The 14,816-nt window shown below is 65.6% G+C and carries 12 protein-coding genes; 6 read left to right on the forward strand and 6 right to left on the reverse strand.

Translation table 11 applies throughout. The features are described 5' to 3' along the window. Positions 1–28 precede the first annotated feature (28 nt). Positions 29–415 carry a DUF2267 domain-containing protein gene (locus tag ACFQU1_RS20805; protein ID WP_378136243.1) on the reverse strand — a complete coding sequence of 129 codons (387 nt, stop codon included), beginning with the start codon at positions 413–415 and terminating at the stop codon, positions 29–31. 160 nt (positions 416–575) lie between these two features. On the opposite strand from ACFQU1_RS20805, the gene ACFQU1_RS20810 reads away from it, so the two are divergent. The 3 genes from ACFQU1_RS20810 (at position 576) to ACFQU1_RS20820 (ending at position 4,473) form a co-directional block, all read left to right on the forward strand. After that, a complete protein-coding gene (locus tag ACFQU1_RS20810) occupies positions 576–2,120 on the forward strand; it encodes a helicase HerA-like domain-containing protein (RefSeq protein WP_378136245.1) in 1,545 nt (514 codons plus the stop codon). Positions 2,121–2,332: 212 nt separating this feature from the next. After that, positions 2,333–3,070: a DUF1194 domain-containing protein gene (locus ACFQU1_RS20815; protein ID WP_378136247.1), complete on the forward strand. Its 738-nt coding sequence runs from the start codon at positions 2,333–2,335 to the stop codon at positions 3,068–3,070. 56 nt (positions 3,071–3,126) lie between these two features. Further along, positions 3,127–4,473, forward strand: a complete 1,347-nt coding sequence (locus ACFQU1_RS20820; RefSeq protein WP_378136249.1) for an esterase-like activity of phytase family protein — start codon at positions 3,127–3,129, stop codon at positions 4,471–4,473. A 41-nt stretch (positions 4,474–4,514) separates the two neighbouring features. Here the strand turns inward: ACFQU1_RS20820 and murJ are convergent, their stop codons facing one another. Together murJ and ACFQU1_RS20830 are read right to left on the reverse strand one after the other, a co-directional pair. Beyond that, positions 4,515–6,041 carry a murein biosynthesis integral membrane protein MurJ gene (gene murJ / locus ACFQU1_RS20825; protein WP_378136251.1) on the reverse strand — a complete coding sequence of 509 codons (1,527 nt, stop codon included), beginning with the start codon at positions 6,039–6,041 and terminating at the stop codon, positions 4,515–4,517. 356 nt (positions 6,042–6,397) lie between these two features. Then, positions 6,398–6,994, reverse strand: coding sequence for a superoxide dismutase (locus ACFQU1_RS20830; RefSeq protein ID WP_378136253.1), 597 nt, complete (start codon positions 6,992–6,994; stop codon positions 6,398–6,400). Positions 6,995–7,304: 310 nt separating this feature from the next. Here ACFQU1_RS20830 and ACFQU1_RS20835 point away from each other — a divergent pair, with 310 nt between their 5' ends. Then, positions 7,305–9,155, forward strand: a complete 1,851-nt coding sequence (locus tag ACFQU1_RS20835; RefSeq protein ID WP_378136255.1) for a hypothetical protein — start codon at positions 7,305–7,307, stop codon at positions 9,153–9,155. Here ACFQU1_RS20835 and ACFQU1_RS20840 read toward each other — a convergent pair. Beyond that, positions 9,101–11,218, reverse strand: coding sequence for a S9 family peptidase (locus ACFQU1_RS20840; RefSeq protein WP_378136258.1), 2,118 nt, complete (start codon positions 11,216–11,218; stop codon positions 9,101–9,103). The genes ACFQU1_RS20835 and ACFQU1_RS20840 overlap by 55 nt on opposite strands. A 672-nt stretch (positions 11,219–11,890) precedes the next feature. Here ACFQU1_RS20840 and ACFQU1_RS20845 point away from each other — a divergent pair. Further along, positions 11,891–12,319 (forward strand): MucR family transcriptional regulator, encoded by a 429-nt coding sequence (locus tag ACFQU1_RS20845; protein ID WP_378136805.1) that lies wholly within the window; start codon positions 11,891–11,893, stop codon positions 12,317–12,319. Positions 12,320–12,819: 500 nt separating this feature from the next. After that, the gene (locus ACFQU1_RS20850; RefSeq protein WP_378136260.1) at positions 12,820–13,638 is read left to right on the forward strand and encodes a DUF6456 domain-containing protein; all 819 of its coding nucleotides are present in this window, start codon (positions 12,820–12,822) and stop codon (positions 13,636–13,638) included. On the opposite strand, the gene ACFQU1_RS20855 is transcribed toward ACFQU1_RS20850, so the two are convergent. Next, a complete protein-coding gene (locus ACFQU1_RS20855) occupies positions 13,594–14,079 on the reverse strand; it encodes a SufE family protein (RefSeq protein ID WP_378136262.1) in 486 nt (161 codons plus the stop codon). The genes ACFQU1_RS20850 and ACFQU1_RS20855 overlap by 45 nt on opposite strands. A 185-nt stretch (positions 14,080–14,264) precedes the next feature. Further along, positions 14,265–14,573, reverse strand: coding sequence for a hypothetical protein (locus ACFQU1_RS20860; RefSeq protein WP_378136264.1), 309 nt, complete (start codon positions 14,571–14,573; stop codon positions 14,265–14,267). Positions 14,574–14,816 lie beyond the last annotated feature (243 nt).

Consider the following 14,816-nt stretch of genomic DNA (forward strand, 5'->3'; position numbering starts at 1 on the left):
CCTCCGTGACCTGAGTCGCGCTTTGCGATCAGACGAATTGAGCAAGTCCGGGAACGGAGCCGACAATCGGCCCCATCACATCCTCGCCGGCCTTTTCGCGGCCATAGGCGAAAAGCTCCCGGCCGAGCGTCTGCATCTGGCCCATCGAGAGACCAGCGGCCGTCAGCTCGCTGCCGAGCGCCATGATGCCACCTCCGCCCATCAGGCTTCCCAAGGAGGCGATGACACCGCCTGACGGCGCCGCTTGCGCCCCCGCGATGGCCTGGTCGGCACCGGGCAGGGCGGCAATGAGGGCATTGACCTCGTCGGTCGGCCCTTCGCGCTGCAGGAAGTCGAGGATGATGCCGATCGCGCGCTGAGCGAGCGCCGCGTCGATACCGACCTTCTGGCTGATCAGGGTGACGAGTTCGTCCATGATGGCTCCTCCATGGTCGGGTATTCTCTCACGCTTACGCTTGAGATCAACATGTTGCAGAAAAAAGACGCCGGTGGGTTGGGTGTAGCCGCTCTGGCAAGCTCAGTCAGCTCGCACTATGCTCGGGGCCGATGATTTCGGCGGAATCCTGGGTGACGCAATGACCGACGATGGCACGATCCTTATCGGGAAGAGCACCAAATTCGAAACGCTTCTGCTGCGTCTTGCGAATCGCCACGGCCTCGTGACCGGGGCGACCGGCACCGGCAAGACCGTCACCCTGCAGCGGCTGGCAGAGGGTTTCTCCAATGCCGGCGTGCCGGTCTTCGCCGCCGACGTGAAGGGGGATCTCTCCGGCATTTCGCAGCCGGGTGACAGCAAGCCGCCCTTCGTGAAACGCGCGAAGGACATCGGCATCGACTATGTGCCCGATCGCTTCCCCGTGACCTTCTGGGACGTCTTCGGCGAACAGGGACATCCCATTCGCGCGACCATCTCGGAGATGGGGCCGCTGCTGCTCGCGCGCCTGCTCGATCTCAACGACACGCAGGAGGGTGTACTCAACATCGCCTTCCGGGTCGCCGACGATCAGGGCTTGATGCTGCTCGACCTGAAGGACCTGCGCGCGCTGCTCACCTTCGTGGCGGACCAAGCGAGCGAGCTCACCACCCACTACGGCAATGTCTCCGTCCAGTCGATCGGCGCCATTCAGCGCCAGCTCCTCGTGCTGGAGAACCAGCAGGGCGAGAAGTTCTTCGGCGAGCCGGCGCTCGACATCAACGACCTCATCCGTACCGATCGCGACGGCCGCGGCATGGTCAATATCCTCACCGCCGACAAGCTGATGGCCAATCCGCGGCTTTATGCGACCTTCCTGCTCTGGCTCCTGTCGGAGCTGTTCGAGCAGCTGCCGGAGGTCGGCGATCTCGACAAGCCGAAGCTCGTCTTCTTCTTCGACGAGGCGCATCTCCTGTTCAACGACGCCCCGAAGGCGCTGCTCGAGGCGGTCGAGCGCGTCGTGCGCCTCATCCGATCGAAGGCGGTCGGCGTCTATTTCGTCACGCAGAATCCGCTCGACGTGCCCGACAGCGTGCTCGCCCAGCTTTCGAACCGGGCGCAGCATGCGCTGCGCGCCTTCACGCCGCGGGACCAGAAGGCGGTGAGGGCGGCGGCCGACACATTCCGCCAGAATCCGGCCTTCGACACGGCCAAGGCGATCCTCGAGCTCCAGGTCGGCGAGGCGCTCGTCTCCACGCTCGATGAGAAGGGCGCGCCGTCGATGGTCGAGCGCACGCTGATCGCGCCGCCCTCCGGCCGCGTCGGTCCCTGCACGCCCGAGGAGCGGCAGGCGATCATCGCGGCGAGCGCCATGCGTGGCAAATATGATCAGGAGATCGACCGCGAATCTGCCTATGAGGTGCTGGCCAAGCGCACGGCAGAAGCTGCAGCACCGGCCGACCAGGCCCAGGGCGGCTTGCTCGGCAGCATCGGCGGCATCGTCGGATCCGTGCTCGGCACCAGCACGCCGCGCGGTACGCGCCTGTCGACGACCCAGGCCATTGCCCGCGACGTGACCCGGAGCGTGGTCGGCAGCATCGTGGGTGGCCTCGCGGCCCAGATCGGGCGCTCCGTCGGCGGTTCGACCGGCGGGTCGGTAGGCCGTGCCATCGTGCGCGGCATGCTCGGCGGCATCTTGAGGCGATAAGAGGCCCCGGAACGGATGCTGGTGTGCCGGATGAACGCGCCGGTACAGGCGGTTGAACATGCTTCGCTTCTCGCTCCCGGGCACCGCATGAGTTCGGTTCGCAGATGCGACGTGGTGCTCCTCATAACGCGGCCGTGATCGGCCGCTGGGATGACCTTGCACCCAGGCTCGCTTAACCTTCGCTCCCGTCGGTAACGTCCGGGGTGATGGCCATGCTGAAGCCTTTCGTGTTTCTCGCCACTGCCGTTCTCATGGCATCGAGCGGCACGGCCGAGGCACGGGAGGAGGTCGATCTCGAACTTGTCCTGGCTGCCGACGGCTCCGGCTCGATCGACGCGGACGAACTCAGGTTGCAGCGCGAGGGCTGGGCTGCGGCGCTGACGAGCGACGAGGTCCTCACCGGCATTCGGGATGGCCTCACCGGCAAGATCGCCATTGCCTATGTCGAATGGGGCGGACCGTCGTCGCAGGTGACGATCGTCGATTGGCAGATCGTCTCGGATGCCGCGAGCGCCACCGCCTTCGCGGAGAAGCTGAGGACCCGCCCGCGCGGCGCCGAGGGCTACAATTCCATCTCCAACGCCATCGACTACTCCGTGAATCTTGTCGAAACGAACGACTTCGATGGCACGCGCAAGATCATCGACGTCTCGGGCGACGGCCCGAATATCGGCGGCCGGCCACTCGCAGCCGCTCGCGGCGATGCGCTCGCGAAGGGCTTCACGATCAACGCGCTGGCCATCCGCCGGCCGGGTGGGCGGCCCGGCGGGCCGGGCGGCATGGCGCTCGAAACCTACTATGCCGACGCCGTGATCGGCGGCCCCGGCTCCTTCGTCGAGATCGCCGACAGCGAGCGCCCGTTCGCCATCGCCGCCAAGCGCAAGCTCGTGCAGGAGATCGCGGGCCGCACGCCTGAGAGACCCGTCACGCGCCTGTCAACGATCCGTTAACGAACTGACATCGGCACGCGAGAGAACGAAGCCCTCACTTCTCGGAGGGTTCAGCCATGCGCGCGCTTGCTGCCGCACTTCTCGTCTCGGTCTTCGCCTCACCGGCGCTTGCCGACCAAAACTTCCCCGCGACGGTGCAGGGCCATGCCGTGCTGCCCGCGGCGACCTTCCAGAAGGCGCCGGCGGATGCACCTGCCTTCCTCGCGACCTCCGGCAAATTCGCGGGCGCGGCGCCGACACGCATCGAAGGCGTCGGCACCGTTCCGGGCATGGCCGGAGCGCGGCCCACGGGACTGTCGCTGCCCTTCGAGGGCCAGCCCGTGCAGGGCTTTTCCGGCATCGAGACGATGCCGGACGGAACCTTCTGGGTCCTGACCGACAACGGCTTCGGCAGCAAGGCTAATTCGCCGGACGCCATGCTGACGCTCGGACACTACCGCATCGACTTCAAGACCGGCGGCGTGGAGCGGATCGAGGGTATCTATCTGTCCGATCCGGACAAGAAGGTGCCCTTCCGCATCGTCACCGAAGCGACGGACGAACGCTATCTGACCGGTTCCGATTTCGACATCGAGTCCTTCCAGATCATCGGCGACAAGATCTGGTTCGGCGACGAATTCGGTCCCTATCTCCTGCGCGCCGACCGCTCCGGCAAGGTGGAGGCCGTGTTCGAAACCCTGGCGGACGGCAAGCCGGTGCGCTCGCCGGACAACCCGCTCGTCTCCACCCCGGCCACTCCTGACGGCAAGGTCGTGTTCAACGCCCGACGCTCCAAGGGTTTCGAGGGCATGGCGGCCTCGGCCGACGGCAAGCTCCTCTACGCGCTGCTCGAAGGCCCGCTGTGGGATACGCAGAAGGGCGCCTACGAGAACGACGGCGGCAAGCAATATCTGCGCATTCTGGAATTCGATGTGGCGGGTCAGAAGTGGACCGGCCGCTTCTGGAAATATCCGCTCGAGGCGAACGGCAACGCCATCGGCGACTTCAACATGATCGACGCCACCACCGGCCTGATCATCGAGCGCGATGACGGCGAGGGCACGGTCGACCAGGCTTGCCCGACGGGGCAGACGCGGGCCGACTGCTTTCCCACGCCGGCGAAGTTCAAGCGGGTCTATAAGATCGAGCTGAACGACGCCAATGCAGGCGCGGCGGTGCGCAAGGTCGGCCATATCGACCTGATGGCCATGCGCGATCCGGAAGGCATTGCCCGCCAGGGCGGCAAGGACGGCACGCTGACCTTCCCCTTCCAGACCATCGAGAACGTCGATGTGATCGATGCCACGCATATCATCGTTGGCAACGACAACAACCTGCCGTTCTCGGCCGGACGCCGGATCGACAAGGCCGACGACGGGGAATTCGTGCTGCTCGAGGTCGGCGACTTCCTGAAGGCGCGTTGATCACAGGCCATCGCGCCGGGAATTAAACTCCTGGCGCTGGCTCAGATCCGCCGGAGCGACAGCCTGAGCGCGCGGAAGGCGATCAACATCGCCGCGCCATAGACGATGCCGCCGACGAGCGCGTCGGCGGCAACAAGCGCCTCCGCATTCCAGCGCGGCAGGGTGGCGGTCCAGGGCGCGGCCATGCGATGGGTGGCGAGCGTCGCGACCGCAAGCGCCGCACAGGCGATGCCCGTGGCGAGAATGGCGCGCAACAGCTCCGTGCTCGGTGCCGTCCAGCCGCGCTTCAGGGCAATGCCGTAGAGGATCCCGACATTCGCCCAGGCCGCGATGGCGGTGGCGAGCGCCAGGCCCGAGGCGCCGAGATGCCGGGCGAAGACGATCTTCAACCCGACATTCACGGCAATGACCGACAGCGAGACGATCGCGGGCGTCGCCGTGTCCAATCGTGAGCGGAAGCTCGCGACCACGCTCGAGATGAGGACGATGGCGGGCAGGCCGACCGCATAGGCCGCCAGCACGGCGCCTGAAGCTTCCGCATCGGCGGCGGTGAAGGCGCCGCGCCCGAAGATCGCCGCCATGATCGGCGCGGGCAGCAGGAAGAAAGCGACGACACAGGGCGCCGACAGTGCAAGCGAGAAGATGAAGGCCCGGTTTTGCGCGCGATGGGCGGCGACCGTGTCGCCCGCCGAGATCCGGCGGCTCATCTCCGGCAGGAGTACCGTGCCGGCGGCGATGGCGATGACCCCGACGGGCAGCTGATAGAGCCGGTCGGCATAATAGATGGCGGCCACCGCGCCGGTCGGCAGCAGCGAGGCGATGATCGTGTCGGCGAAGACCGCGATCTGCACGCCCGCCGAGCCGATGACGGCCGGGGCGAGCGCCTTCAAGAAGACCTTCATGTCGGCGTCGAGCCGCGGCCGGACGAGGCGCGGGGCGACACCGGCCGCATGGGCATCGGCGAGAACGAGCAGAAGTTGCGCCAGTCCCGCGACGCTGACGCCCCAGGCGGCGGCATGGCCGGCGCTCGGAAAGAAGCCGGCAAGCGCCAGCGCCGCGATCATCGCCAGATTGAGCAGGATGGGCGAGGCCGCGGCGGCAGCGAAACGCTCGACCGAATTGAGAATGCCGCTGACCAGCGTCACCAGGGTGATGAAGAAGAGATAAGGGAAGGTGATGCGCGTCAGCGTGACGGCGAGCGCAAATTTCTCCGGCTCGTCCGAGAAGCCGGGCGCCAGCGCGGTGACGAGCCAGGGCATGCCGACGAGGGCGATGACCAGGATTGGCGCCTGGACGACAATCATCAGCGTCCAGACGCGGCTCGCGAAGTCGGCCGCCGCCGTCGGCCCGCCGGTCTCACGCAGGCGCGTGACGGACGGCACGAAGGCCTGATTGAAGGCGCCTTCGCCGAAGATGGCGCGGAAATGGTTCGGCAGCCTCAACGCCACGAAGAAGGCATCGGCGAGCGCGCCGGCGCCCATGACGGCCGCGGTCATGAGATCGCGCATCAGGCCGGTGAGGCGCGAGATCAGCGTGAAGCCGCTGACGGACAGAAGTTTCCTCAGCATGGAGACGCCGCCGGCGGGATGTCGCTGTCGGTCTTGTGAGGCACGGGCAAGGCCGACTGTTCCATGGGCATGATCAGTTTAACCGTGTGCCGCCATCAAGACGGCCTTTGACGGCGACGGCAAGGGAGGAGGGTGGCGAATCGCTGGCGATCAGAGAGACTGCACCGCAGAGCCTTTGCACCGGTTTGCGCGCACCGCGGGAGGCCCACTCGTCGCCGCCCGCAAAGGCATCCACAGCTTTCGGCGGATCGGCGACGCTTTCCCGAGCCGGCGTGGCGCTGCGACACCTCGCTTGACCGCGGATAAGAGAATGGGGCCGCAAGGGCCCCATCCGATAACGCCTGGGCGGTCGTGCCTCAGCGAGCAGCGCCGTAGAGCTCGGCCACATATTCCCAATTGACGAGATTCTCGACGAAAGCCTTGAGATAGTCCGGCCGGCGGTTGCGGTAGTCGATGTAGTAGGAGTGCTCCCAGACGTCGACGCCGAGAATGGGCGTGGCGCCGTGAACGAGCGGATTTTCGCCGTTCGGCGTCTTCATGACGACGATCTTGCCGTCCTTGACCGCCAACCAGGACCAGCCGGAGCCGAACTGGGTGACGCCGCCCTGAATGAAGTCTTCCTTGGCCTTCTCCACGGAGCCGAAGTCCTCGACGAGCTTCTTTTCGAGCTCACCGGGGATCTTGCCGCCGCCGTTCGGCTTCATCCATTTCCAGAAGTGGATGTGATTGAAGTGCTGACCGGCGTTGTTGAAGAGGGGCACGTTCTTGCCGTAGGCGCCCTTGACGACCTCCTCGACGGATTTCCCCTCGAACTCGCCGCCCTTCATAAGATTATTGCCGGTATCGACATAGGCCTTGTGGTGCTTGTCGTGATGATACTCGAGCGTCTCCTTCGACATATAGGGCTGCAGCGCATCATAAGCGTAAGGCAGATCGGGAAGTGAGAAGGACATCGCGGACTCCTTTTGCGTTGCCTGGATTGATGGTGCATCTCGACGGGATCGAGTAGCCGATCAGAGCCTTGGGGCCGGCTGAAGAGCGACTGTGAGACGTTTCGCTGCCCCGTTGTAGCAGCTTTGCGGCTCAATCATCTTCGCCATCCCTGCGGGATTCTGAGAGAACAATCCGACTGTTTCTAATTATGGCCCCGAAGGCTTGGCGGCAAGCGCGGGGTGGTCGGAATGCGGGAGTTGGCAGAACCGGCTGAAAACTCTAATCTAGCGGGCTCTTACCGACGATAGTGCAGAAGGAATTCGTCACCTGATGATCGTGATCTGCTTGCTTGTAGGCTGCCTGATGGTGGCCGGCGGCGTCACCGCGGTGACGACCGGAATGGGCATCATCGTCCTCGAACGCGGCTGGTCGATGGTCATCAGCGGGAGCGTCGTCGCCACGGGCGGCGCGCTTCTCATTGGAATCGCTCTTCTAATTCGCGAAATCCGCCGCCTCCCCACCCAGATCGCGACATTCGATCAGCAGGAGGAATGGGAGACGGCGGACGCCGAAGGCAGGCACCGCCACATCGGTCACCACCACCACGCGCCCGCACCGGTGGGCGAACCGGTTCCACCATCCAGGGAGGCACCGGCGCAGGCCCCAGCCGAGCAGCCGGTTGCGGCGGCCCCTGCCGCCTCGGCCATTGCGGCGGCGGCGGTTGCTGCTGCCTTCGATCTCAAGGCTTCGGCGCGGGACCAGGCGGACCGCACAGCGGCAGCACCCCCGCCGGCCGAGCCGGCGCATACAACGCCTGCATCCAACGATCTCGACCGTGCGCTCGCCTCCGTCGAGGAGGCGCTTGCCGCCAATTTCGACCTGACGGCGTCGCCCGCCAAGGACGAAGAAACGGAAATGCCGCAGGCGAGGGACTTTGCCTTCGACAGGCGACGCGACCGCGCCTTCGACGGGGAAGCGCCGGAGCCGCCGTCGCGCGCCCCGGACTTCGCCACGTCCTCCGGCGAGATGGCCGCCGAGTCGCAGGCACCGGCCGAGGCGCCAAAGCCGCGCTGGTTCTCGGAACGCTTCTCCCGCTGGTCCGGCTCCGCGCCGGTACCACAGGAGGAGGCGAGGGAAATGCCGCTCACCCCCGCCGAGCCCGCGTTCGAACGGGACGAGGAAACGCCGCCGGCTTCTGAAGAGAGAACCGCTCCTTCCTTCGCAGCCGAGCCGACGCTTTCACCCCAGGCTGCACCTGAGCCTGCCCCCGAGCCTGAGCCTGAGCCGGCGTCCGAGCTACGGGCTGAGCGGAGCGATGTCCCGCCTGCCTCGGTCGAGAAGACTGCCGAACAGGCGGCAGCCGAGCGCAAGGCGCGCTGGTCGCTGTTCCGTCGGCGTCCCGAGGCCGATGAACATCAGGAGACGGACGACGAGCGCGCCGCGCGGATTGCAGCCGCCGCGCTCGCCATTACGCCCAAGCCGCCGCAGCCGGACGAGAGGCCCGCACCCGACCTGGGCTTCGATATCTCCGGGCTGCGCCGCGGTGGCGATGACCGCTTCGCCAGCGCGGTGGGGGCGGCGGACGAGACTGCTGCGGCCGAACCCGCGGCGGCTGAGGACGAGCCGACCTTCGTCGGCTTCGAAGAAGCGCAGCAGCCGGCGGCCGCCGTGAGAGCGGAGGAGGACACCGAAGCGACGGGCGAGACGCGTGCCGGCTCGGCTCCAGAGATTGATGACGACGTTTTCTTCGCCGGCATCTCTCACCAAGAGGCCGTGGTGGAGACGGAGGCGATGGTGAAGACCGACACCGTGGCGGTGGCGGAACCCGAGCCGGCCGCCCCGGAGGCGGAGACCGAGATGGCGGACCTCGCGGTGGAGGAGGAGCCGGCCGCTTCGGAATTCATTCCCGATCCCGTGCCGACGGTGGTCGGCACCTACAGCGCCGGCGGCAATCTCTACGTGATGTTCTCGGACGGCTCGATCGAGGCGGAAACAAGCCGCGGAACCTTCCGCTTCCGCTCGCTCGACGAACTGAAGGCCTATGTGGCCGCGAGCGAGCAGGGGGGCACCGAGGAGCAGCCGCAGGCTGCCCCCGCGGAAGCCGAGAACGATCCCGAGGACGATCGTCAGCTGGAGCCTGAAGGCAGCGCCCCCTGGACGACGCCCAAGGCGAACCCGTAGCCGAGCGCCACTTCCTCCAGCCGGTCGAAGCGGCCGGCAGCGCCCCCGTGGCCGGCTTCCATATTCGTGCGCAGCAGAAAGGGCCCGCCACCCGTGGCAGTCGCCCGCAGCCGGGCGATCCATTTCGCCGGTTCCCAATAGGTGACGCGCGGGTCCGACAATCCGCCGAGGGCGAGGATCGCGGGATAGTGCTGTGCCTTCACCTGGTCATAGGGCGAGTAGGCGCGGATCGTCGCGAAGGCCTCGGGATCGCTGATGGGATTGCCCCATTCCGGCCATTCCGGCGGCGTGAGCGGCAGTTCGCCGTCCAGCATGGTGTTGAGCACGTCCACGAAGGGTACTTCGGCAAGGATCGCGGCGAAGAGATCCGGCGCCATATTGGCGATCGCCCCCATCAGCATCCCGCCGGCGCTGCCGCCATGGGCGACGATGCGGCCGGGACGCGTGTAGCCTTCGGCCACGAGATGCCGGGCGGCGGTGATGAAGTCCGTAAAGGTGTTCGGCTTCTTGCCGCGCTTGCCGTCGGTGTACCAGCGCCAGCCTTTTTCCGTTCCGCCGCGGATATGGGCGACGGCATAGACGAAGCCGCGATCGACCAACGACAGCCGATTGGTGCTGAAGATCGCCGGAATGGCATGGCCATAGGCGCCATAGCCATAGAGAAGGCAGGGGGTATCGGCGTCGAGCACAAGGTCGCGCCGATGCAGAAGCGAGATCGGCACGGTCTCGCCATCCGGTACGGCGGCAAAGAGCCGGCGGGTGACATAGGACGCCGGATCATGGCCTGACGGAATTTCCTGGCGCTTGCGCAGCACACGCTCGCGCCGGACCATGTCGTAATCATAGGTCTCGGACGGTGTCGTCATCGACGCATAGGTGAAGCGCAGGACGTCCGTGTCGAATTCGAGCACCTCCCCCAAGGACAGATGGTAGGCCTCCTCGGGCATGGCGATGGCGTGTTCCTCGCCGGTCGCGAGGGTGCGGATGACGATCCGCGGCAGTGCATTCTCGCGTTCCAGGCGCACATGCTGACGAGCAAGCACCAACTGGCCCAGCAGGAGAATGCCTGGCCGGTGCGGGACGACATCGCTCCAGCGGTCCCGGCCGGGTGACGCAAGCGGCGCCCTGACCAGCTTGAAGTCCTCCGCGCCATCCGCATTGGTCAGGATAAGGAGCTCTTCGCCGTGGTGCTCGACACTATAGCGGACGCCCGCCTCCCGCGCCGCGACGAGCCGCGGGACTGCGGAGACATCGGAGAGGTCGAGCAGATAGGCCTCCGACGTCTCGTGATCGCTGATGGAAACAATCGCGAATCGGCCGGACTGGCTGCGGTTGAGATTGATGAACCAGCCGGGATCGTCGCTCTCGAATATGAGGGCATCCTCGGCCGGATCCTGTCCCACCACATGGCGAAAGACCTGCGAGGGCCGGTGGTTCGCATCGAGCTTCACGTAGTAGAAGGCCGAGCTGTCGCTGGTCCATACGACGTCGTCGCCAGCCTGTTCGATGCGGTCGGCGAGGTCCTGGCCGGTCGCAAGATCACGCACGCGGATGATGTTGAATTCCGCGCCGGTCTCGTCGGCCGCCCAGGCGAGACGCTGATGGTCCGGGGCATGTTCGCTCGCGGCGAGATCGAAAAATGCCTTGCCGGAGGCGAGCGCGTCGCCGTCGAGGAGTATGGCCTCGGCGTCACCCTGCCGGCTGCTCCGGCAGATGAGGGGATGCTGCCCGCCCTCGCGATAGCGGCTGTAATAGGCGAAGGGGCCGTCGGGCGCCGGCACGCTGGCGTCATCTTCCTTGATGCGGCCACGCATCTCCTTGACCAAGGAGACCCTGAGGCTCTCGATGGGCGCAAGCACTTCCGCGGTGTAGGCGTTCTCCGCCTCGAGATAGCCGCGGATCTCGGCCGGGAGCGCGGTCGGGTCCGCCAGCACCTCCCGCCAATTATCCGCCTTGAGCCAGGCATATTCGTCGCGCAGCACCGAGCCGTGAACCGTGATTTCCCGCTGGCGCTTCGGAGCCGGAGGCGGCAGATGGGCGGGGGAGGGCTGTTGATCGGTCATAACTCGCCTTCGCGTTGCAAGCCGGCATGTCCGCGCTTTCTAGCGGGTTCGATCTGCCCGTTCGAGAGCAAATGACGCCGATGAGGCGCCGGTCTTCACCCGTGCCCTATCCACAACCGCCCGTGTCGTCGGCAAGCCGATAAAGGTCTGTCGGTCAGAACGGGCCGTTTCGGATGCTCTTGCGGAGCTGGCTGTCCGCTCGCCGGGCGCTATAGCTTATCGTGAGACGAGGGGAAGGCCAGAGCTTGGCACATGTCAGTATTGCGGGCCGGCCGGCTGGAACGCGCGACCGACGCCTGCCCGCTATGGCCGGGCCATGCGTAGGCTCGTCGTTTCCGATAATGCTGAGGCTAAGTCGACCCCTGCGCTTTGAACCGTGATACAAGCAACGTGGCGTGGATTGTTCTTGTTTCAGTGCGACATCACCCCCTATGCTAGGCGGTATCCTCTTCCGAAACACATGAAAGCCTTATTGAAACTGATCGTGAACGTTGTAAATAACCGCGTTTCTTGTATTGCATCGAGCAAAACTTTAGCATATTTGCTAGGGAAATGGATAGCGATTCCGCGAAGTGACGCATCCATAGTATGTTTTTTGAGGATGATTGATTGAGCTGGTCCGCCGCGGTGCGTCTTGAACAAACCGAGACGGAAGAAGGGAAGCCAAGCGTGATGAACGAGACCGACAACACAGCAAGCTATATTGAGCTCGCCGCCGATATCGTGTCGGCTTATGTGAGCAACAATTCCGTTCCATCCAATGAACTGGCCGCCATGATCGGCGATGTTCACGCTGCTCTGTCGCGGGTTGCCCAGGGCAATGTAGAGGCGCCGGCCGAGGCACCGAAACCCGCCGTTCCGATCCGCAAATCGGTAACGCCGGACTTCATCATCTGCCTCGAAGACGGCAAAAAGTTCAAGTCGCTGAAACGGCACCTGCGCACGCAGTACAATATCACGCCGGAGCAGTACCGCGAAAAATGGGGGCTGCCGCCGGATTACCCGATGGTCGCGCCCAATTACGCCAAGGCGCGCTCACAGCTCGCCAAGGACATGGGCCTCGGGCAACAGCGGCGCAAACGTCGCAACGCCCGCGCCTGAACAGTCCGGTCTTCAGGAACGTCCCGGTTACGGGACGTTCCTGCGGATCGAGCACCAGGGCGTGTCGAAGCCCATCAAGTGAATTCGCGTAATTGCAGCGTAGATGGGCAGCGGCCGGATTGGCCGTGTCCGACGCTTGACGGGTGACGCCGCCTCTCCGGGCCGATCGAGCGCGTGCTCTCGGCTCTCTGCCGTAAGCCGGCGCCTGTTTATCCCTGAAGATCTTGTCGCTGCCTCGCGCGACGTCTCCTTGCGACCGGCTGGAGCCTCGGAGCTCGCCCCGCACCTTCCCGATGTCCATCACTCCATGCTCAGCACCGACCGGATCACCCTGGATGATCCGGTCGGCCGAATTTGCTTGCAATTTACGCGTTAAGTATTTATTCCTATTCCCCTTGGCGCGGGTTTCCTCGCGCCCTCTCACTATAAGAACAAAACATGAACATTGCGACAGGTGAATGATGACGTTCGATCGCAGGTCTCAAGGAGGGTCGAGAGGAATGCCGGCGAGCAAAGCCGCCAGCCGCCTTCTCGCCCATCTCGCCCGGCCCGGCCACACGGCCCGGCTACTCCCCGAAATGCCAAATGATATCAATATTTTCGTGACTCGGAAGGGCATGACCTTGGGGGCGGGGCGGCTGCCGCTCTCCACCGCCGAGAAGCTCGTCGCCGCCGATCTCGCGGTGTGGGCGGGCGCCGGACCGCGCCGCACTCTGGAGATTACGGCGGCAGGGCGGGCGCATCTGCGGCGGGCGGAAGCTGCGCCCGGTGAAGCCTTCCTGGAGCAGCATCGATCTTCGCGCGACCGGCGCGTCACAATCGATGGACCCGAACGACCGGTGCGGGTGAACGAGGCGGAAAGCCCGCTCGCCTGGTTAAGATCCCGCCGCGACCGCTCCGGACAGCCTTATGTGGATGCGGCCGGCTTCGAGGCCGGTGAGCGGCTGCGCGCCGACCTCACGATCGCGCAGATGCTTCCCCGGGTGACCATGAGCTGGAGCCTCGGGCCGACCGGTTCGCCCGGCGCGCAGGGGCCAGCAGCCGCCTCCGACGCGATGATCGCGGCGCGCCAGCGCGCCCGCCGCGCCCTTCAGGCGGTGGGCGCGGATTTTGCCGGCCTTCTGATCGACGTCTGCGGCTTTCTCAAGGGACTCGAGACGATCGAGCGCGAGCGCGGCTGGCCGGCGCGTTCCGGCAAGGTCATCCTGCGACTGGCCCTGCGCCGGCTCGCCGAGGCCTATGGCCTGGCGGCCGAGGCGCGTGGACCGTCTCGGTCACAGACCGTCAGCGTCTGGCGTGCGCCGATCGATGCCGGCTGACGCATTCACGGCAGCTCCCTCCAGTACGCCGCGCGCATCGCTCTTGATGCGCTCGACCATGGACCGCAGGCCATTGGAGCGCTGCGGGGTGAGGTGTTCCCCAAGTCCGAGCTTCTGGAAAACGGCATGGGCGTCGGTCGCGAGAATGTCGGGCGCGGGCCGGCCGGAATAGATCGCAAAGGCGAGCGCGATCAGGCCGCGCACGATATGGGCGTCGCTGTCGCCGCGGAAAACGATGGCCGGCTCGCCCGAACGGCTGCGGTCGACTGTCGTTTCGAGCCAAACCTGGCTCGCGCAGCCGCGCACCTTGTTCGCCTCCGTATGCGCCTCCCCGGGCAAGGGATCGAGCATGCGACCGAGCTCGATCAGATAGCGGTAGCGATCGTCCCAATCGTCGAGGAACTCGAAATTGTCGAGTATCTCGTCGAGCGGCGGCTGCATCGGTCTCGTCCCTGGTTCCGGATCACCATGACCTCGGCGTGAAGATCCGCGGCCAAGTTCATGATGGTCCTCATATATATGCGCGGCCGCATGGGCAAAGCCGCACGCTGCCGCGCCAGCCCGCCATGCGACGGTTCACAGGGCATATGGGCCTTTTTGATGCAAAGGGCCAGCCCGGCGGGCGGTTATCGTGCCGATGGCGGAGATCCATCGGATCGATCGTCGGATTGCGCGCCAAGGAGCGAGTCGACGAGCTTATGGCGGGTTTTCGCATCGAGCGCCTTGAGAAGGCGCGCCGCCTGTTCGGCCATCGCCGGACCGCCGACGTCGAGCTTGTCCTTGTTGCGAAGGCTTCCGGTGATCACCGCCTCGAGCGATGCTCTGTCAGCCGCCGTCGCCCCCTCCGCGCGGCCGGGCTTCTGTGAGCTGGTCGAGACGGGGGAGAGCCAATAGACGACGGCGATGCAAAAAGCGCAGCGCAAGAAGAAGCTCACGGCGCATCCCCTGTTGCAAAATCGTCCAATGAAATGGCCGTCACCGCTTTTCGGCCCAATGCCCCGCCATTCTGCGCCGATTTCTTTCAAGACGGGTTAACCACGACCGCAGCGGGCGATGTCTCCGCCTGCCCGGCAGCGCGCCAGCGGCCGGATACGTCGCGCCGCCAAGGCCTTCTTAGCGTTCGTTTAAGCCGATCCTGGCATGGTGAGGTTATCGACTGCGGGGAGGCACGCTGCTGC

This window comes from Chelatococcus sp. GCM10030263 (assembly GCF_042666455.1).
Lineage (GTDB): Bacteria > Pseudomonadota > Alphaproteobacteria > Rhizobiales > Beijerinckiaceae > Chelatococcus.